Raw genomic sequence first — 17467 nt, 5'->3', positions numbered from 1 at the left:
TTTTCTTCAAAAGCGACATTGGCACGGGGAAAGGCGGCGGAGAAGGGCTTTCGACGACAGGCTGATAACATTTTTGCGACATAAGCGGGTCGCAGACTTAATTCGCCAAAGGCGATAGGCTCAATGCGTGTCTCAGACTACATGGCCCGCTTCGCTGTTCGCGTGGGCGGGCCATGGAGCGGGAGGATTATCGGCGATGCGGTGCGGCATTGGTCGTCGGCCATCCGATGTCCTTGCGGATTTCTGCCGGCAGACCTTCCAGCATTCTTTCGGTCTGGCGACGACGCCATTGATCGCGAAGGCTGATAACCGCGTCCAGGGCAGGGCGGATGAGCGGGGCGAAGGATGACGGCCGGGACCGGGAGCGATCGCTCTCCTGATAGGTGATCATAGTCATGTCAGTTCTCCTTGGGTGTCTCATGGGACAACGCTCAGTCGGGACAATGAACGCCATCAATCCATCAATCAATCGGATGCAAATTATGCGTCTCATGAAATTCTGTTTTGTATCGACGCTTGCTTCCGATGTTTTTGAGTATGCCGCCCGTTTGACATTCAATCAAACGAAATGATATGGTGTTTAAGTTCAGAATTATTGATAGAGGCTGATATGACTGTTCCATTCCGCCCGCCGCTCCCGCTGCTCGATAACGACGTATTGCGCACCTTTGTGGCGATTGCCGAAACCGGCAATTTCTCGACCGCGGCCGATGCGGTTCTGCGCACGCCGTCGGCTGTTTCGATGCAGATCAAGAAACTGGAAGAGCAGTTGAAGACGACGCTCTTCCTGCGCGATGCCCGTTCGGTGTCGCTGACGCAGCATGGCGAGATGCTGCTCTCCTATGCACGGCGCATGCTGGCGCTCTCCAATGAAGCCGTGTCACGTTTCGTCATGCCGGAACTCGCCGGCGTGGTGCGCCTCGGTGCGCCGGACGATATCGCCGAACGCCTTCTGCCGAAGGTGCTCAAGGATTTCGGCGAGAGCTTTCCGGGCATCATGGTCGATGTCACCGTCGACATGAGCCTTGCGCTCAAGAAGCGGATGGACGAGCAACGCCTGGATCTGGCCCTGATCAATTGCGCGACGCGGCCTTTCGCGACAGCGGGTGAGATGATCCACACGGAACGACTGGTCTGGGCCGGCGCCAAATGCGGCACCGCATATCTGCGCGATCCGCTGCCGATTTCTGTCTGGGAGGACGGCTGCGTCTGGCGTCAGGATGCGATTGCCCAACTCGAGAAGCACAAGCGGAGCTATCGCATCGCCTATGCGAGCGCCCATACGATGGCGCAGCGCGCCGCCGTGCTATCCGACCTGGCGATCGCGCCGTTCCCGCGCTCCTACGTTACAGAAGACATGCAGATACTTGGGGCGAAGGAGGGCCTGCCGGAACTCATCAACTTCGATATCCGGCTGTTGACGGCTCCGCAGCTTTCCGTCCCCGGCAAGGCAGTGGCCGAAAGCATCCGCGAAGCTTTCGGCTCCCTGATCGCTGCTGCTGCCTGATTCTACTCGCGGCCGCGGCGACGTCTGCGGCCGCCTTCTCCCGAAGCCTCTGCCAGCGCCTTTCGCTCCGGCAGGGTCACGACAGACGCCAGATGCGGGAAGGCATCGACCTTGTTCGGCAGCGCCATGGCATAGACGAAATGCTCCTGGAATTTCGGCTCCAGCGCCGTCTCGATCTTCTCGATCCTACGCACCGTTTCCTCGATCTCGCGGCGGTAGCCGCGATTCAGCAGGCACATGCGCGCGCCCGTGCCGGCGGCATTGCCGACCGATTTGACGCGGCCCAGGTCGCAATCCGGGATGAGACCCAGCACCATGGCGTATTTCGGATCGATGAACGTGCCGAAGGCGCCGGCAAGGCCGATGCGGTCGACATGGTCGACCCCCTGCTTGTCCATCAACAGCTTTACGCCGGCATAAAGCGCCGCCTTGGCGAGCTGGATGGCGCGCACGTCGTTCTGGGTCACGGTGATGCGCTGCTCGCCGTCATGCACCAGATAGGAGAAGGTTCGGCCGTTTTGGAGGATGCGCGTGCTGCGCTCTGCCATTGCGCCGTCCACCACGCCGTCTTCCGAAATCAGTCCGGCGAGATACATTTCGGCGATCACTTCGATGATCGCCGAGCCGCAGATGCCGGTGATGCCGGTCGCAGCGGCTGCATCGGCGAAACCCGGCTCATCCGACCAGGGCTCGACGCCGATCACCCGGAAGCGCGGTTCGAGGGTTTCGGCGTCGATGCGGATACGCTCGATGGCACCGGGTGCTGCCCGCTGGCCCGATGAGATTTCGGCACCTTCGAAGGCCGGACCGGTCGGAGAGGAGGCCGCGACGACGCGGGTCGAATTTCCGAGCACGATTTCCGCATTGGTGCCGATATCGACCAGCAGCATCATCTCCTCCTGCCGATGCGGACCTTCCGACAGGGTTGCCGCCGCGGCATCGGCACCGACATGGCCGGCAATACAGGGCAGGAGATAAGTGCGGGTGCCTTCGTTCATCGGCAAGCCAATCTCGGAGGATTTGACTTTTACCGCTCCGGAAACGGCAAGCGCAAAGGGGGCTCCGCCAAGCTCCGTCGGATCGATCCCGAGGAACAGATGGTGCATGATCGGATTACCGACGAAGACGCTGTCGAGAATGTCGGTGCGAGAAACGCCGCCGTCGGCGCAGACCTTGTCGATCAATCCGTTCAGCGCCTCGCGCACGGCTAACGTCATCGCCTCGCGGCCATCGGGGTTCATCATCACATAGGAAACGCGGCTCATCAGATCCTCGCCGAATCGGATCTGCGGGTTCGACGTGCCCGCTGACGCCACGGTTCGGCCCGACAGCAGCGACGACAGATGCATGGCGATCGTCGTCGAGCCGATATCGCAGGCAATCCCGTAGGCCTCGTTCTTCAGGCCGGGGTAGAGCGCGACGAGCCGGGCGCGGTCATCGTCGCGGTCTTTGTGGATTGCCGCCGTGACCTTCCATTCACCCTTGCGCAGAATCTGCTGCATCTTGGGAATCAGGTGGAAATCGACATCGAGATCGTCGAGATGCCACTCGGCGGCAAGGGCTGCCTTCAGGCGGTCGAGATCGCCGAGCGGCTTTTCCATGTCGGGCTCTTCGACCTCGACATAACACATGCGGATCGCCGGATTACGGTCGAAGACGCGTTCATCGGCGGCCTTGCGGACCACCTGGGCATTGATCACCGTATCCTGTGGCACATCGATGACGAGATCGCCGAGGATCTGGGTCGAGCAGGAGAGGCGGCGACCTTCGGGAAGCCCGCGCACGCGGTCGTAACGCTCTTCCTTCGGGCCGAGCGGCGACAGGTGGTCGTTGGCCGAGGTAATGCCGTGCTTGGCGAAATGCCCCTCCTGGACCGAGACCTGGCACCGCCCGCAGGTCGCCCGCCCGCCGCAGACGCTCTCCACGTAGACGCCAAGCTGACGCGCGGCATCGAGCACCGGCGTGCCGACCGGAAACCGGCCGCGCTTGCCCGACGGCATGAAGAGGACGAGGGGATCTCTCTTGGAAATATCCGCCATGATAACTGTACTTACTCCGTCCGCGCTCCGGCGCCAGCCCGTGCGGCCCGGCCGCCACGTCGGCCGCTGGCAGCCGAAGGTGCAGCCGTCGCCGCGGCTCCACCGCCTTCGACCGGCTTGTAGTCGCGATAGGTCATGATCCAGTTACCGCAATTCTGATCCGTGCCGTTCAGCACGTTGGCGGCGCGCACCGCTTCCATTTCCTGCGGCCGGCAGGGGTTCATGATCGCCGACGTCATGCCGGCGCCGATCACCATCGGGATGAAGCCGGCATTGATGCCATGGCGGTGCGGCAGGCCGAAGGAAATGTTGGAAAGCCCGCAGGTCGTATTGACCTTCAGTTCTTCGCGCAGGCGTCGCAGGAGCGCAAAGACCTGCAGGCCGGCCGTCCCGAGCGCCCCGATCGGCATGACCAGCGGATCGACGACAATGTCGTGGGGCTTGATACCGTAGTCGGCGGCGCGTTCGACGATCTTCTTGGCAACCGCGAAACGGACGTCCGGATCCATCGAAATGCCGGTCTCGTCGTTGGAGATCGCCACGACCGGTACGTCGTATTTCTTGCAGAGCGGCAGGATCGCCTCGAGCTTTTCTTCCTCGCCGGTCACCGAATTGACCAGCGGCCGGCCTTTGGCCACTTTCAGCGCCGCCTCGATGGCGGCTGTCACCGAACTGTCGATCGACAGCGGCACGTCGACGAGGCCCTGGACGATCTCCAGCGTCCGGACGAGCAGACCAGGTTCGGTCTCGTTGGGATTGACCGAAGTGACCCCGGCATTGACGTCGAGCATGGTAGCACCCGCCGCCACCTGTTCCAACGCATCCCTGATGACGGTGTCGAAATTGCCCTCGATCATCTCGGCCGCGAGCTTCTTGCGGCCCGTCGGGTTGATGCGTTCGCCGATCACGCAGAAGGGCTGGTCGAAGCCGATCACGATCTCCCGGGTTGCGGATGCGACGATGGTGCGGGTCATGTCTTCCTCCAGGCGCGCGATGCAGCGCCGAAACGATGTGATTGTCTGAACGTCAGGCGGTTTCGCGGCCGCCGGTCTTCACCAGCGCGACGAGTTTTTCCCTGTCATAGGCTGCTTCCAGCTCGGCTGCCGCCCTGTCGGCTTCGGCCTCAAGATCGTCGGACACGGCGATCGGCTCGGCCTTGCGCCATTCGGCTAGATAGTCGTCTGTGCCGGCGGCGCCGCTGCGCATCGCGCACATGTCGATCGCCTCGGTGAAGCGCAGCGACAATTCCCGCTTGGCGGTCTGGCGGCCCTTCTTGATGATCACCTGCGCCGGAATATCCCGCCACAAGACGACGATGCGGTCGGCCATGAATTCCTCCCCTGTTGAGGCGCAGCATGCACGGGTGCGGGCGACAAGACTGCGCTTGCGACGACGTCGCACACAGCAAAATACGACGCGGCGATGGGATTGCCTTGCCGGATGTCGGGCCGGGTGCCGGTTACCAGATCTTCCGGGTCAGCCCGTGATAGACCCAGGTCCAGATCGGCGGCGGGAAACGCAATGCGGAGGGGCCTTGCGGCTGGTACGGCTTCAGCGTGCCGTCGATGGCATCCCGAAGCGCGCGGACGCTGATATCGACGGAAGAGGCGGTTATCAGCAGCGGATAGGTGGCGAGCGAATCCGAGCGCGCCGGGTCCACGCGGTTCTCGTAAAGCGTCCCACCGGTATCGATGCCCTTGTCGACCAGATGCACGGTCGCGCCAAAATTCTTCTCATCGCCTTCGACGCGCGACCAGTAGCCGCCCATCTGGCCGCGATACATCGGATTGATGCCGGCGTGGAAGTTGATGACCGGGCAGGGGATAGCGGCAAGGGTCGCAGGCGACAGGATGCGGCAGGATATGGTGAAGATCGCAGCGGGATTCAGGGCTGTCACCGCTGCGTGACAGGCCGGATCGTTGAGGGAGGCCACGTGCGTCACGGGGATCGCCGGGTTAGGCTCGGCGGAATGGCCGTAGTCGCGGATGATGTCGGCGGAGCGGCTTGCCGCAACGCTCTTGGTGAGTCTCGATGCGACCATCGTCGCGAGCTGGCCGAGCGCGGTGAACCAGCCGAACCGCCGGGCGCGGCGTTTCAAAAGCGTGCCCTTCGATTCCGGCTGTTCCTCGACGACATGCAGGTCGGGAAAATATTTTGCCAACGCGTTGATCATCACCTGCGGGTTCACCCCGCCTGACGTCATCACCACGATCCGAGAATTCCGGTCCTGCATCGATCCCTCCGCAAAAAGCGCAGGGCCGCACTCTTCCGCCGAAGGCCCGAAGAAACGGTTAAACCGAGCGTAACGCCTGCGTGAGGTCGCCGTAGCCGGTGAAGCGGTATTCGTATGCCAGGCCGAGGTATTCGGCGGCCCCGCGCGCCTTCTCCTGAAGGACCTTGTCTTCCTCCTGGCTGAGATAGACGAGTTTTCGGTAGTTGCCGAAATACATGTCCTTCAGCTGCGGATGACGGTCGAGGCCCAGCGGTTCGATGACGAAGGCCTCGAACTGGCGGGCAAGGAAGTCGGTCAGGAAGAATGAGAACAGGTCTTCGTCGGCTTTTGCGGCAAAAGCGTCGTTTCCGGCGAAGAAGGAATAACAGTGTGGGCCCTCGATGCGGGCAATGCCCTCGCGTTCGCAGAGCCGGTCGATGTCGCCGCCGGTTCCGCAATCAGCATAGGCGAAAAAGATCTTTTCGAAACCCGCTTCGCGCGCCTCGGCGACGGCTTTTTCAAGCCCCGGAACGATCTTCTGCGGATAGGCGTGCCAGATCGCCGGCAGGCAATTGAGATCGATATGGCCAAGACCTTGCTGCCTGGAAACAGCAAGGATTTCCCGCGCGATCGCTCCACACGCGATCACGTGAACCTTTTCGCGAGTTGAACGTTCCTTTGCCGGAAAATCCATTTCCGCCACGATTTCATCTCTCCATCGGAGTATTCTAACATGACGGTCAAGACAGTCACGGTAATCGCCGCTCTTTTAGCGACGATGGTTTCACTCACCTCCTGCGGCAATACCATTCGCGGCATGGGCAAGGATGCGGCCAATACCGTCAACGCCACGCAGGACGCGGGCCGCCGGGTCGATCGCGCTGCGCGCTAATACGCTGCTGTCAGCGAGCCGTTCGGCGCCTCAGGCGCCGGCGGCAAGGCTGTTGTGCTTGCGGCGGATATATTCCTTTGCCGTTTCGACGGCGACCGCCGCATCGCGGCAATAGGCATCGGCGCCGACCGCCTTGCCGAATTCCTCGTTGAGCGGCGCGCCGCCGACAAGCACGATATAGTCGTCGCGCATGCCCTTTTCCTTCAACGTATCGATGACGACCTTCATATAAGGCATGGTCGTGGTCAAAAGCGCCGACATCCCGAGAATATCCGGCTGTTCCCGCTCGATCGCATCGAGATAGTTCTCGACCGGGTTGTTGATGCCAAGGTCGACCACGTCGAAGCCGGCTCCCTCCATCATCATGCCGACGAGGTTCTTGCCGATATCGTGGATGTCGCCCTTGACGGTGCCGATCACCATCTTGCCGAGTTTCGGAGCGCCGGTCTCGACAAGAAGCGGACGCAGGATGAACATGCCGGCCTTCATGGCACTCGCCGATAGCAGCACTTCCGGCACGAAAAGAATGCCGTCGCGGAAGTCGATGCCGACGATGCGCATACCCTCGACCAAGGCCTTCGTGAGGACGTCATAGGGCGTCCAGCCGCGCGCGAGCAGGATGTTGGTCGCCTGCTCGATCTCCTCCTTCAAGCCGTCGTAAAGATCGTCGTGCATCTGCTGCACGAGTTCCTCGTCGGAAAGTTCCGCCAGGATGATTTCGTCGTCGGACATGCAATGCTTCCCTTCGTTCGAGGGGCCGGTTCGAAGGCCGGCAAATCAGACGTCTACCGTCCCGACTATCTGTACCTTTAATTTGCTTGGCAATTTCTTTCGTATGCGACAGCGGCGCGTCGGAAAAACGACGGAAGATCACAGCGTGATGTCTGTCCTGTACAAACCCGTGACGCAGAAAGGCGGGGCTCGGCTTGCGCTTGAGCCTAGCATGGCGCATCAAAAAAGCTTGAGGCGCTTTTCAAAGCGGAGGCGAGGAACATCATGGACGATTTGACCCCAGAGACGGAACCGGCAGGCAGCGGGGCCAGACGTGGCCGCGGCGAGCGGGGAGCGGCAGGCCGCCGCGCGGCCCGCGCAGGTAACGGTCCCGGTCTTTCCTTGCCCTATATCACCCGCAAAATCGGCGTCTATGAGGTGCTGGACGAGGAGGGCCTTGCTCTCATCGAGCGCAATGCGGATCTCATCCTCGAAGAGATCGGCATCGAATTCCGCGAGGATGAGGAAGCGCTCGAACTCTGGGCGAAGGCGGGTGCCGACGTCCGGGGCCACCGGGTGCATTTCCCCAAGGGCCTCTGCCGGGAACTGCTGAAGACAGCACCGAGCGAATTTACCTGGCATGCGCGCAATCCCGAACGCAACGTCCAGATCGGCGGTAAGGCGACCGTGTTCGCACCGGTTTACGGACCTCCCTTCGTGCGCGATCTCGACGGCAAGCGCCGTTATGCGACGATCGAGGATTTCCGCAATTTCGTGAAGCTCGCCTACATGGCGCCATCGATGCATTCGTCGGGTGGCACGGTCTGCGAGCCGGTCGATGTGCCGGTCAACAAGCGGCATCTCGATATGGTCTACAGCCATATCAAATATTCCGACAAGCCGTTCATGGGATCGGTCACCGCGCCGGAGCGCGCCGAAGACACCGTCGCCATGGCGAAACTGGTATTCGGCGACGAATTCGTCGAGAACAATTGCGTCACCCTGAACCTCATCAACGCCAACTCGCCGATGGTATTCGACGGCACCATGCTCGGCGCGCTGAAGGTCTATGCGCGGCATAACCAGGCCTCCGTCGTGTCGCCGTTCATTCTCTCGGGCGCCATGAGCCCGGTGACGGTCACCGGCACGCTGACGCAGATCCTTGCCGAAGTGCTGGCCGGTGCTGCGCTGACGCAGCTGATCCGCAAGGGCTCGCCGGTGCTGTTCGGAACGTTCGCGGCGTCGATCTCGATGCAATCTGGCGCGCCGACCTTCGGGACCCCGGAGCCGTCGCTGGTCTCTTACGGTGCGGCGCAGCTCGCCCGTCGCCTCGGCCTGCCGTTCCGTACCGGCGGTTCGCTCTGCGGCTCGAAAGTGCCCGATGCCCAGGCGGCGCACGAATCGGCCAACACGCTGAACACGACACTGCTCGCCGGCACCAATTTCGTGCTGCATGCTGCCGGCTGGCTGGAGGGTGGCCTCGTGTCGTCCTATGAGAAATTCATGATCGACCAGGACCAGCTCGGCATGATGCAGAAGATGGCGCAGGGCGTCGATCTGTCCGAGGAGGGTCAGGCGCTCGACGCGATCCGCGAAGTCGGGCCCGGCAGCCATTATCTCGGCTGCGCTCATACCCAGGCGCATTTCCAGACGGCCTTCTATCGCTCGGCGCTGATGGACAACAATTCGTTCGAACAGTGGGAGATCGAGGGCGAGAAGCGGATCGAGCAACGCGCCAACGCACTCTGCCGCTCCTGGCTCGATAGCTACGAAGCACCGCCGCTCGATCCCGCGATCGACGAGGCGCTGCTCGCGTTCATCAAGGACCGCAAGGATTCCATGCCCGACGCCTTCACCTGAAGAGAGCCCGATGCCGCCAGGGAGCAAGGCGGTGCCAGACTGGTAGCGGATTTCGTCCAGGAAGGGGTTTGGCGCCCTCACTACAAATACCAGGGGCCTCGGTGAGGCCGCCTTCACCAGTACTTGATGAGATTGCCGCGACACTCGAACCGCACGGCATTCTGATCCGCGGCGTGGTGAATTTCGGACCGGGCGAGGGGCCGTTATTGGGCGACGGCTCCCTTGCGCAGGCCGTCGTATTGCTCGGCAATGTCGGCGGTTCGGTCTGGCCGACGTTTGCGAAATGGCAAAAACGCCATGACGGTCCAGATCCCCTCGACGCGTGGTCGAAGACGCTGATCCGGCCGCTCGCCGAGCAGCTCGGAGCCGCTGCCTATTTCCCCTCTGATCCGCCCTGGCAGCCGTTCCAGCAATGGGCGATGAAAGCCGAAGGGCTGAAGTCGTCGCCGCCCGGCATCCTCATCCATCCGCAGTTCGGGCTCTGGCACGGTTATCGCGGCGCTCTCGGTTTTCCGTTTGCGATAGAGAATTCGCCTGATGAGGCCGAGCACCCTTGCGAGAGCTGCGCAGAAAAGCCCTGCCTATCGGCCTGTCCCGTCAACGCGGTCGACTTGTCGGGCTTCGATATTCCCCGATGTCACGCCTATCTTGCGAGCGACGCGGGCAAGGCGACCTGCATGATTTCCGGCTGTGCGGCCCGCAAGTCCTGTCCGGTCGGCGTGCAATATCGCTATCCGCCAGGGCAGCTCCGGTTCCATATGAAAGCGCTGGTGCGGTGAGCTTAAAATTTTTTCTTGGGATACCCCAAGGAATTTCCTGAACGAAACGTCTAAGTTCTTAAGCGACGGAAAAGCGGGCGGGCAAGTGAGCGCGGAAATCCTCGATAAGGCATGCCAGGGCGACCGCAATGCGTTTTCAGCGCTCGTCGCGGCGCATTACGATTTTATTCATGCCGTCGCTTGGCGCTGGTGCGGCTCGGAAAGCGATGCGGAAGACATCGCCCAGGACGTCTGCATCCGGCTGGGCAAGGCTATCCGCAGCTTCAAAGGACAGTCGGCGTTCCGCACCTGGCTCTACACGCTGACACTGAACGCGGTGCGCGACCATCAGCGCCAGTCCTCCCGCCGGCGACGGGACCAGGACCGGCTTGCAAACGACCCGATCTTCTTTTCGCATCTGGAGCCGGAGGAGGACGATCGCGGCGACTGGCTATGGGCGGCGGTGCGCCGTCTGCCGGAAAAACAGCGGGATGCGGTCCTGCTGGTTCATAGCGAAGGGCTCTCACACGCGGCTGCGGCGGGCATTCTCGACTGTAGCGAAAACACGGTCTCCTGGCATCTGCACGAGGCGCGTAAACGATTGAAGGACCTTCTGAAGAAGGAGGCGGTTTGACCATGACGGACGAATTCCACCAGCTCGGCAATTTGGCCCCGGCGCCTCGCGTTTCCGATGCGGCACGCGCCCGCGCGCTTGCCGCTGCCATGCAGGCCTTCGATGAGACGGAAAAAAATGCAGCGCGCGGCAAAGGAAGTTCCTGGTGGCAGCGTCAAAGCTCCGTTCTCAATAGGATCTGGAGCATCCGCATGGTTACCCAACACCGCTATCTCGCAGGCTCCGCACTTGCGACGATGCTGATCATTCCGACGGCTGCCCTGCTGACATTCGAACTGACGCGCGGCAACCTGCCGAGCTCGGGACAGGTTGCGCTGCCGCAAGTCATGGACGCACCGAAGCCCGTGGTCGAAAGAGTGCCGGTACCGTCAGTCGCGAAGCCGGCTGAACCGCAGCAGGAAGCCGATCAGAAGGCCGATGCCGCACCGTCGGTTCAATCCTCGAAGCAGAGGGATTTTAGCTCCGCAGATATTGCCCGCCAGCTGAATAAGCAGGAAGCAAATGGCGGTGCGGCCAAGCGGAGCGCTGCGCCCAGCCCATCGGTTGCTCCGATGCCCGCGCCCCCGGCCATGGCCGAGCGCGCGGCTCCGATGGCTGCTGCTCCCCGTTATGCGCCAACTGAGCGCGAAATCCTGCCGCCGCTCGAAGAAGGCCGCGACCGTTTCGCCAACGCGGACACCAATCCGGTCAAAAGCGTCGCAACCGATCCGGTTTCGACCTTCTCCGTCGACGTCGATACGGCCTCCTATGCCTTCGTGCGGCGCTCGCTGATGGAGGGGCATCTGCCCAATCCCGATAGCGTGCGGGTCGAGGAGATGATCAACTATTTCCCCTATGACTGGCCTCGGTCGCAGACGGCGGACGAGCCGTTCCGCACCACCGTCACCGTTACGCCCACTCCGTGGAATACCGGCACGCGGCTGATGCATGTGGCGATCAAGGGCTTCGAGACCGCGCCGGCCTCGCAGCCTGCCGCCAATCTCGTTTTCCTGATCGACGTCTCGGGCTCGATGAACGCGCCGGACAAGCTGCCGCTCTTGAAAAGCGCCTTCCGGCTGCTGGTCGGCAAATTGAAGCCGGAGGACAGAGTGTCGATCGTCACCTATGCCGGCAATGCCGGAACGGTGCTGGAGCCGACGTCCGCTCGTGAACGGGACAAGATTCTTGCTGCGATCGACAATCTGCGGCCCGGCGGTTCGACGGCGGGCGCGGAGGGCATCGATGCGGCCTATCGGCTGGCGCGCCAGGCCTTCATCCAGGGCGGTGTCAACCGGGTGATGCTGGCGACTGACGGCGATTTCAATGTCGGCGCTTCCAGCGACGAAGACCTCAAGCGCATTATCGAGCAGCGCCGCAAGGACGGCATCTTCCTGTCGGTTCTGGGTTTCGGCGAAGGCAATCTCAACGACAGCCTGATGCAGACGCTCGCCCAGAACGGTAACGGCACCGCGGCCTATATCGACACGCTTGCCGAGGCGCAGAAGGCGCTGGTCGAGGAGGCCGGTTCGACGCTTTTCCCGATCGCCAAGGACGTCAAAATCCAGGTCGAGTTCAATCCGCAGCAGATCTCGGAGTATCGTTTGGTCGGCTACGAGACTCGGGCGCTGAAGCGCGAGGATTTCAACAATGACCGGGTGGATGCCGGCGATATCGGGTCCGGTCATGCGGTTACGGCGATCTACGAAGTAACGCCGAAGGGCAGTGCCTCGGCGCTCAACGACCCGCTACGCTACGGCCCGGCCGCGCCCTCCACGCCGGTTGCGGTCTCCGACGAAATGGCCTTCGTCAAAATCCGCTACAAGCAGCCGGATGGCGATAGCAGCAAGCTGATCACCACGCCGGTCACCGAGATGAATGCAGTGCGCGACTTCGCCTCAGCACCTCAGGATGTCCGGTTCTCGACAGCGGTGGCAGCCTTTGGGCAAAAACTGCGCGGCACCGATGCGCTCGACGCCTATCCCTACCGCTTGATCCTCGACATGGCGCGCAATGCCCGCGGCGAGGATGCGTTCGGATATCGCGGCGGGTTCCTCGACCTGGTGCGGCTTGCCGAGACCCTCGACCGCCGCTAGGCCGTCTCAATCAAACCTTGGGATAGGCCCGCTCCAGCCCACCGGAGCGGGTTAACCCGTCGCGAAAGGCGGCATAGGCCGGATGCTGGCTCGATTTCGCCGCTTCCATCAGCCGGATCTGCAGCCGGGTAGGGGCGGTGCCGCCGATCCACTCGCCGCACTTCTGCAGTTTCAGGGAGTTCAGGAACTTCGCTTCCGAAGCCTGGTCGAGATAGAGATGCAGGCCGTCGAGCAGCAGGTCGTCCGACGTCGGATTGTCCATCAGCAGCGCCAGCCAGGATTGATTCTCGGTTGAGAAACTCGCGAGGCTTTCCGCTACCGTTTCCCGGCTGCCGATCGGGGATATGTTTGCCATGTCTCTATCCTTCAGCCTCACGCGTCAGCCGCGGCGGCGACGCCTTTCCCGGCCGGAATCTCCGCCCGATTCGCTGGCGGTCTTATTGCGCAGCGGGCCGATCTTGTCGACGATTTCCTCGATCGTCGGCCGCGGCCGAGGGGTATAATCGTCGAGTGCCGAGCGCATGGCGGCCAGGTGTTCGCAGGACGTGCCGCAGCAACCGCCGATGATCCTTGCGCCGGCATCGCGGGCAAGCCGCGCATATTCGGCCATCAGCGGCGGCGTGCCGGAATAGAAGATTTCCGAGCCGCGAAATTCCGGGATGCCGCAATTGCCCTTGACGATGGTGACAGCGTCAGGATCGGCGGCGGTCATGTCGAGCAGGCTGGACAGAATATCGGAGGCGCCGACGCCGCAATTGGCGCCAGCCGCGACCGGGCCTTCGCCGACATCCTTTGCCACGCTGTGGATCTGCTTGGGATCGAGGCCCATCATCGTTCTGCCGGCGGTGTCGAAGGAGCCGGTATAGGTATAGGGCAGGCCGACCTTGACGGCTGCTTCAGCCGCTGCGCGGATTTCCTCCGGCGCGGACATGGTCTCGATCCAGGCGATATCGGCGCCGCCGGCCTTCAGGCCCTCGATCTGCTCCGCGAAGGCGGCGACCGCATCCTCATGGGTCAGGGCTCCGAGCGGAACGAACAATTCGCCGGTCGGGCCGACCGAACCGGCGACGATCACCTTGCGGCCTGCTCTGTCTGCCACCTTACGGGCAATCTTGGCGGCAAGCCGGTTGAGTTCGTGCACCCGGCCTTCCGCCTTGTGCAGCTTCAGCCGCTGGCGCGTGCCGCCAAAGGAATTGGTGAGGATGATGTCGGCGCCTGCATCGACGAAATCTTGATGCAGCTTCTCGATCTTCTCAGGTGCCACCTCGTTCCACAGTTCTGGCGCTTCACCGGCTTCCAGACCCATGGCGAAGAGATTGGTGCCGGTCGCGCCGTCGGCCAGAAGCACGCCCTTCTCGGCCAGAAGTTCGGTCAGTGCGTTGGCGGTCGGCATGGGCGCTCCTTGCAATAGCGATCAATCATATAAAGAAATCTTTATATGATTTCAAGCCGCGGCCACGCGCGCCTCTTCGCGACGCCGGCGGCTCCAGCAGCGCCCGTTCGAATGGCCGGCTCAGAGCGACGCCTTGATCTTGTCGGCGATGTCGGGGGCCAGCCACTTGGTCCAGATATCCGGACTGGTTTCGAGGAAATGTTTGGCGGCAGCCTCGTTGGTGCTCTTGTTGGCTTCCTGCCAGGCGAGCACGCCGTTGACCGTCGCATTGCTCCACTTGCGCCTCTTGATATAGTCCATCGCCACCTCGGCCTTTTGCGCAAACTGCTTGGTCACCAGGGTGAAGGCCTGCGAGGTCGGATAAGAGTTAACCTTCGGGTTCAGGCAGTTGGGAACAGCGGTGCAGGCGTCCCAATCGGCCTTGTCATGCGGCACGCCGAAGGAGAGTTTCACCATCTCGTATTTGCCGAGGAAGGCGGTCGGCGCCCAGTAATAACCGAGCCAGCCGGTCTTCTTCTCGAAGGCGGCGGCGATCGATTGGTCGAGGCCTGCCGCCGTGCCGGTGTCGATCAGGTCGAAATTCTTCTCTTTGCCGCCGAGAGCCGTGAAGAGATTCGCGGTCGAAATCTGACAGCTCCAGCCGGACGGACAGTTGTAGACGGCACCTCTGGCGGACTTCTGCGGAGCTGGAAAGAGATCCGGATGGGCGAGCGCCTGCGGGACCGTCTTGATGTCCGGATGCGAGTCGGCAAGGAATTTCGGGATCCACCAGCCCTCGACGGCTCCATCCGACAGGATCTCGGCGCCGATCACCAGGCGGCCTTCGGCAACGGCCTTGTCGAGGGACGTGCGGACGGAGTTGATCCAGAACTCCGGTGCGAGGTCAGGCTGGCCCCTTTCGTTCATGGAGGTGAAAGTCGGAAGCGTGTCGCCCGCGACGAGTTCGACGGTGCAGCCGAAACCCTGTTCCAGGATGATCTTGTCGAGATTGGCGGCAACGCCGGCTGAAGCCCAGTTCATTTCGGCGATCGAGATCGAGCCGCAATCAGCATGTGCGGAACCTGCAAAGGCGTAAAGACCGCCGGCGAAGGCCATGGAAGCGAGGATTTTCTTCATTTTGAGACCTCCCGGCCGTTTCCTTTCAGTGTTGACTTCAGCAGAGCGCAAGAGGGTGGTCAGCCGATGGAGGCAGCCTTTGTCGTCCGTGGCGCAACTGTTCTCTTCGCGGTCGCGGCAGCTTTTCACAGATACCGCGCATTTATATGTCAGCTCGAAATCACGGTACGATTTCCTCGTCGGAAATCAACATTCTCGGATGGGCGTTGCTTGGGTGGGTCATCTGTTCGAGCCCCGGGAAAATCCTCATTTTCGATTGAAGAGCCTAGTATCGGCAGCGAAGCAATTTCGCCCGAATAGGCTGCCTGTGGACGACAAGCTCCCTTATTCACCGCGTATTTCAGGAACCATGACGGAAAATGAGAAAATCGTGCGACTTCTGGAGTTCACTAACCATCCGGTAAGAATGTCGCGTTATTGCTTTTAATGCGGGCGGTTAGCTCGCGCCTGGCGCCGGATCAGGTAGTGCGTACCGGTTGCCCTCGCTGTCCGATGGCGGGCCTGCTTTATTGGCCCGCGGACGCCTCATCTTCCGATTGTTGTAGAATTCGCGATTGTCATACTGTCCGTGGGCCTTTTGGCACCTGCGTGGATTTGCGGCCAAAATCGGCTGGCCGAACCCGGTCAGCCGAGGCCTTTCGTCGGTGAGGCTCGAATACGGCAAGCGGGTATCGGTTGACACCCGTGCTTTCTAGCGGCACCATTTACCGGTAATGCTAAACCAGAGACATCATCACCAACAGGGCCGGACGCCTCTTGTCTACGAATCGTCCGGTCCCCTCTGGTTCAGGCCATTTTCTCCATGATACGCAACGGTCATATCACCCTCGTCCTCGGTGGAGCACGTTCGGGCAAATCCGGCTTTTCCGAAAGGCTTGCCAAGGAGAGCGGCCTGGAACGGCACTATATCGCCACCGGCCGTGCCTATGACGACGAGATGCACGAGCGCATCGCCTGCCACCGCGCCGATCGCGGAGACAACTGGACCACGCACGAAGTGCCGCTCGATCTGATGGAGAGACTGACCGACATCGATGCGCCGGGGAGGGTCATCCTCGTCGATTGCCTGACGCTCTGGCTCACTAACCTGATGATGGAAGAGCGTGATATCGACACTGCCGCCGCCGCATTCGTGCGGCAGTTCGAAAGCCTCTCAGCGAAACTGGTTCTGGTCTCCAACGAGGTCGGCCTTGGCATCGTGCCGGACAACAAAATGGCGCGGGAATTCAGAGACCATGCCGGAAGGCTGCATCAGCGGATCGCGGCATCCGCCGACGAGGTCTTCTTCGTCGCCGCCGGTCTGCCGCTGAGGATGAAGGGTTAGAAGCCGAGCCAGACGCGCACCGGATGGGTCGGATCGGCGAGCAGCTTCAGGGCGAGCGCCAGGCAGGAGATGACGAGCAGCGGCTTGATTAGCTTCGCGCCGTTCTTCATGGCAAGCCGCGAACCCACCTGGGCGCCGAGGAACTGGCCGACGCCCATGATCAGGCCGATCTTCCAAAGCACCGACCCGGTTGCCGCAAAGACCAGGAACGAGCCGAAATTCGAGCCGAGATTGATGAGTTTGGTATGGGCGGTCGCCTTCAGCATGCCAAAGCCCGCGAGCAGCACGAAACCCAGCATGTAGAATGAGCCGGCACCAGGTCCGAATATGCCGTCGTAGAGGCCGACCAACGGGACGATCGTCACGCCGAACACGAAAGGCGTCACCCGGCGGTGACTGTCGGCATCGTTGAGATTGGGCTTGATGGTAAAGAACAGCGCGATGGCGATCAGCAGGAAGGGGATTGCCGCGGCAAGCCAGCCGGCCGGCACCAGCGAGGCGAGGGCGGCGCCGACGGCCCCGCCGATCAGCGACATCAGCGCCATCGGCAACTGGCTTTTCAAGTTCACGTGACCCCGCCGCGCATAGGCAATCGTCGCGGATGCCGACCCGAACTGCGATTGCAGCTTGTTGGTGGCGAGCGATTCGAGCGGCGGAATGCCGGCGATCAGCATGACCGGAATGGTGATGAGCCCGCCACCGCCGGCAATCGAATCGACGAAACCAGCAAAAATCGCGGCAAGAAACAGCAGGAAGAGGAATTGGAATGCGAGGTCGGTCAAGGGGAGGAGACTCTGTCAGGGGAGGCGCATCCGGACGGGTGCGGCGTGCTTCTCGCATCGAACCGCGATGACTGCAACCGCCTCCAGCAGAACTCCAGCCATGTTGCTTCCGGGATTGCGCATCATTGGTTTGGCGTTATTGTGCGCGGCTTTCGAAGAGCCGAACG

18 protein-coding genes are annotated in these 17467 nt (G+C 61.9%); 7 read left to right on the top strand and 11 right to left on the bottom strand.

Features of this window, described 5'->3' with window-relative positions; all coding sequences use genetic code 11:
* Positions 1-187: 187 nt before the first annotated feature.
* Complete coding sequence (locus tag RG540_RS10080; protein WP_038587318.1) at positions 188-397, bottom strand: hypothetical protein; 210 nt, start codon at positions 395-397, stop codon at positions 188-190.
* A gap of 213 nt (positions 398-610) precedes the next feature.
* On the opposite strand from RG540_RS10080, the gene RG540_RS10075 reads away from it, so the two are divergent.
* A complete protein-coding gene (locus tag RG540_RS10075; RefSeq protein WP_038587316.1) occupies positions 611-1507 on the top strand; it encodes a LysR family transcriptional regulator in 897 nt (298 codons plus the stop codon).
* Positions 1508-1509: 2 nt separating this feature from the next.
* Here RG540_RS10075 and RG540_RS10070 read toward each other — a convergent pair whose 3' ends face one another.
* The 5 genes from RG540_RS10070 to RG540_RS10050 form a co-directional block, all read right to left on the bottom strand.
* Positions 1510-3546: an ASKHA domain-containing protein gene (locus RG540_RS10070; protein ID WP_038587314.1), complete on the bottom strand. Its 2037-nt coding sequence runs from the start codon at positions 3544-3546 to the stop codon at positions 1510-1512.
* An 11-nt stretch (positions 3547-3557) separates the two neighbouring features.
* Positions 3558-4520 carry a methyltetrahydrofolate cobalamin methyltransferase gene (locus tag RG540_RS10065; protein ID WP_038587312.1) on the bottom strand — a complete coding sequence of 321 codons (963 nt, stop codon included), beginning with the start codon at positions 4518-4520 and terminating at the stop codon, positions 3558-3560.
* 52 nt (positions 4521-4572) lie between these two features.
* Entirely contained in the window at positions 4573-4875 is a 303-nt protein-coding gene (locus RG540_RS10060; protein WP_038587310.1) for a virulence factor, read from the bottom strand.
* A gap of 130 nt (positions 4876-5005) precedes the next feature.
* Complete coding sequence (locus tag RG540_RS10055; protein ID WP_038587308.1) at positions 5006-5779, bottom strand: formyl transferase; 774 nt, start codon at positions 5777-5779, stop codon at positions 5006-5008.
* Between the two features lie 58 nt (positions 5780-5837).
* Positions 5838-6452: a DUF1638 domain-containing protein gene (locus tag RG540_RS10050; protein WP_038587306.1), complete on the bottom strand. Its 615-nt coding sequence runs from the start codon at positions 6450-6452 to the stop codon at positions 5838-5840.
* A 39-nt stretch (positions 6453-6491) separates the two neighbouring features.
* Between RG540_RS10050 and RG540_RS10045 the strand changes: the two genes are divergently transcribed.
* Positions 6492-6650: an entericidin domain-containing protein gene (locus RG540_RS10045; protein ID WP_038543295.1), complete on the top strand. Its 159-nt coding sequence runs from the start codon at positions 6492-6494 to the stop codon at positions 6648-6650.
* 30 nt (positions 6651-6680) lie between these two features.
* Here the strand turns inward: RG540_RS10045 and RG540_RS10040 are convergent, their stop codons facing one another.
* Entirely contained in the window at positions 6681-7382 is a 702-nt protein-coding gene (locus RG540_RS10040; RefSeq protein ID WP_038587303.1) for a corrinoid protein, read from the bottom strand.
* Positions 7383-7646: 264 nt separating this feature from the next.
* Here RG540_RS10040 and RG540_RS10035 point away from each other — a divergent pair, with 264 nt between their 5' ends.
* The 4 genes from RG540_RS10035 to RG540_RS10020 all read left to right on the top strand — a co-directional run bounded on the left by RG540_RS10035 (position 7647) and on the right by RG540_RS10020 (position 12685).
* Positions 7647-9221 (top strand): trimethylamine methyltransferase family protein, encoded by a 1575-nt coding sequence (locus tag RG540_RS10035; RefSeq protein ID WP_038587301.1) that lies wholly within the window; start codon positions 7647-7649, stop codon positions 9219-9221.
* A 101-nt stretch (positions 9222-9322) separates the two neighbouring features.
* Positions 9323-10000, top strand: a complete 678-nt coding sequence (locus RG540_RS10030) for a 4Fe-4S dicluster domain-containing protein (RefSeq protein WP_038587299.1) — start codon at positions 9323-9325, stop codon at positions 9998-10000.
* A gap of 85 nt (positions 10001-10085) precedes the next feature.
* Positions 10086-10613 (top strand): RNA polymerase sigma factor, encoded by a 528-nt coding sequence (locus RG540_RS10025; RefSeq protein ID WP_038587297.1) that lies wholly within the window; start codon positions 10086-10088, stop codon positions 10611-10613.
* Positions 10614-10615: 2 nt separating this feature from the next.
* The gene (locus tag RG540_RS10020; protein WP_157884607.1) at positions 10616-12685 is read left to right on the top strand and encodes a vWA domain-containing protein; all 2070 of its coding nucleotides are present in this window, start codon (positions 10616-10618) and stop codon (positions 12683-12685) included.
* Positions 12686-12695: 10 nt separating this feature from the next.
* Here the strand turns inward: RG540_RS10020 and RG540_RS10015 are convergent, their stop codons facing one another.
* The 3 genes from RG540_RS10015 to RG540_RS10005 form a co-directional block, all read right to left on the bottom strand.
* Positions 12696-13040, bottom strand: a complete 345-nt coding sequence (locus RG540_RS10015; RefSeq protein WP_038587293.1) for a hypothetical protein — start codon at positions 13038-13040, stop codon at positions 12696-12698.
* Positions 13041-13064: 24 nt separating this feature from the next.
* Positions 13065-14078 (bottom strand): betaine--homocysteine S-methyltransferase, encoded by a 1014-nt coding sequence (gene bmt / locus RG540_RS10010; protein ID WP_038587291.1) that lies wholly within the window; start codon positions 14076-14078, stop codon positions 13065-13067.
* A gap of 120 nt (positions 14079-14198) precedes the next feature.
* Positions 14199-15194 carry an ABC transporter substrate-binding protein gene (locus tag RG540_RS10005; RefSeq protein ID WP_038587289.1) on the bottom strand — a complete coding sequence of 332 codons (996 nt, stop codon included), beginning with the start codon at positions 15192-15194 and terminating at the stop codon, positions 14199-14201.
* A gap of 802 nt (positions 15195-15996) precedes the next feature.
* Here RG540_RS10005 and cobU point away from each other — a divergent pair.
* Positions 15997-16518, top strand: a complete 522-nt coding sequence (gene cobU / locus RG540_RS10000; protein ID WP_038587287.1) for a bifunctional adenosylcobinamide kinase/adenosylcobinamide-phosphate guanylyltransferase — start codon at positions 15997-15999, stop codon at positions 16516-16518.
* Here cobU and RG540_RS09995 read toward each other — a convergent pair.
* Positions 16515-17300, bottom strand: a complete 786-nt coding sequence (locus RG540_RS09995; protein WP_038587285.1) for a TSUP family transporter — start codon at positions 17298-17300, stop codon at positions 16515-16517. The two genes, cobU and RG540_RS09995, sit on opposite strands and share 4 nt — an antisense overlap.
* Positions 17301-17467: the final 167 nt, after the last annotated feature.

Source organism: Neorhizobium galegae bv. orientalis str. HAMBI 540, assembly GCF_000731315.1.
GTDB lineage: Bacteria > Pseudomonadota > Alphaproteobacteria > Rhizobiales > Rhizobiaceae > Neorhizobium > Neorhizobium galegae.
This window is presented reverse-complemented; position numbering and strand designations above follow the sequence as displayed.

Excerpts from the sequence above, each read along its gene's own strand:
- RG540_RS10080 (WP_038587318.1), bottom strand. The coding sequence starts at position 397 with ATGACTATGATCACCTATCAGGAGAGCGATCGCTCCCGGTCCCGGCCG.
- RG540_RS10075 (WP_038587316.1), top strand. The coding sequence starts at position 611 with ATGACTGTTCCATTCCGCCCGCCGCTCCCGCTGCTCGATAACGACGTA.
- RG540_RS10070 (WP_038587314.1), bottom strand. The coding sequence starts at position 3,546 with ATGGCGGATATTTCCAAGAGAGATCCCCTCGTCCTCTTCATGCCGTCG.
- RG540_RS10065 (WP_038587312.1), bottom strand. The coding sequence starts at position 4,520 with ATGACCCGCACCATCGTCGCATCCGCAACCCGGGAGATCGTGATCGGC.
- RG540_RS10060 (WP_038587310.1), bottom strand. The coding sequence starts at position 4,875 with ATGGCCGACCGCATCGTCGTCTTGTGGCGGGATATTCCGGCGCAGGTG.
- RG540_RS10055 (WP_038587308.1), bottom strand. The coding sequence starts at position 5,779 with ATGCAGGACCGGAATTCTCGGATCGTGGTGATGACGTCAGGCGGGGTG.
- RG540_RS10050 (WP_038587306.1), bottom strand. The coding sequence starts at position 6,452 with ATGGATTTTCCGGCAAAGGAACGTTCAACTCGCGAAAAGGTTCACGTG.
- RG540_RS10045 (WP_038543295.1), top strand. The coding sequence starts at position 6,492 with ATGACGGTCAAGACAGTCACGGTAATCGCCGCTCTTTTAGCGACGATG.
- RG540_RS10040 (WP_038587303.1), bottom strand. The coding sequence starts at position 7,382 with ATGTCCGACGACGAAATCATCCTGGCGGAACTTTCCGACGAGGAACTC.
- RG540_RS10035 (WP_038587301.1), top strand. The coding sequence starts at position 7,647 with ATGGACGATTTGACCCCAGAGACGGAACCGGCAGGCAGCGGGGCCAGA.
- RG540_RS10020 (WP_157884607.1), top strand. The coding sequence starts at position 10,616 with ATGACGGACGAATTCCACCAGCTCGGCAATTTGGCCCCGGCGCCTCGC.
- RG540_RS10015 (WP_038587293.1), bottom strand. The coding sequence starts at position 13,040 with ATGGCAAACATATCCCCGATCGGCAGCCGGGAAACGGTAGCGGAAAGC.
- bmt (WP_038587291.1), bottom strand. The coding sequence starts at position 14,078 with ATGCCGACCGCCAACGCACTGACCGAACTTCTGGCCGAGAAGGGCGTG.
- RG540_RS10005 (WP_038587289.1), bottom strand. The coding sequence starts at position 15,194 with ATGAAGAAAATCCTCGCTTCCATGGCCTTCGCCGGCGGTCTTTACGCC.
- cobU (WP_038587287.1), top strand. The coding sequence starts at position 15,997 with ATGATACGCAACGGTCATATCACCCTCGTCCTCGGTGGAGCACGTTCG.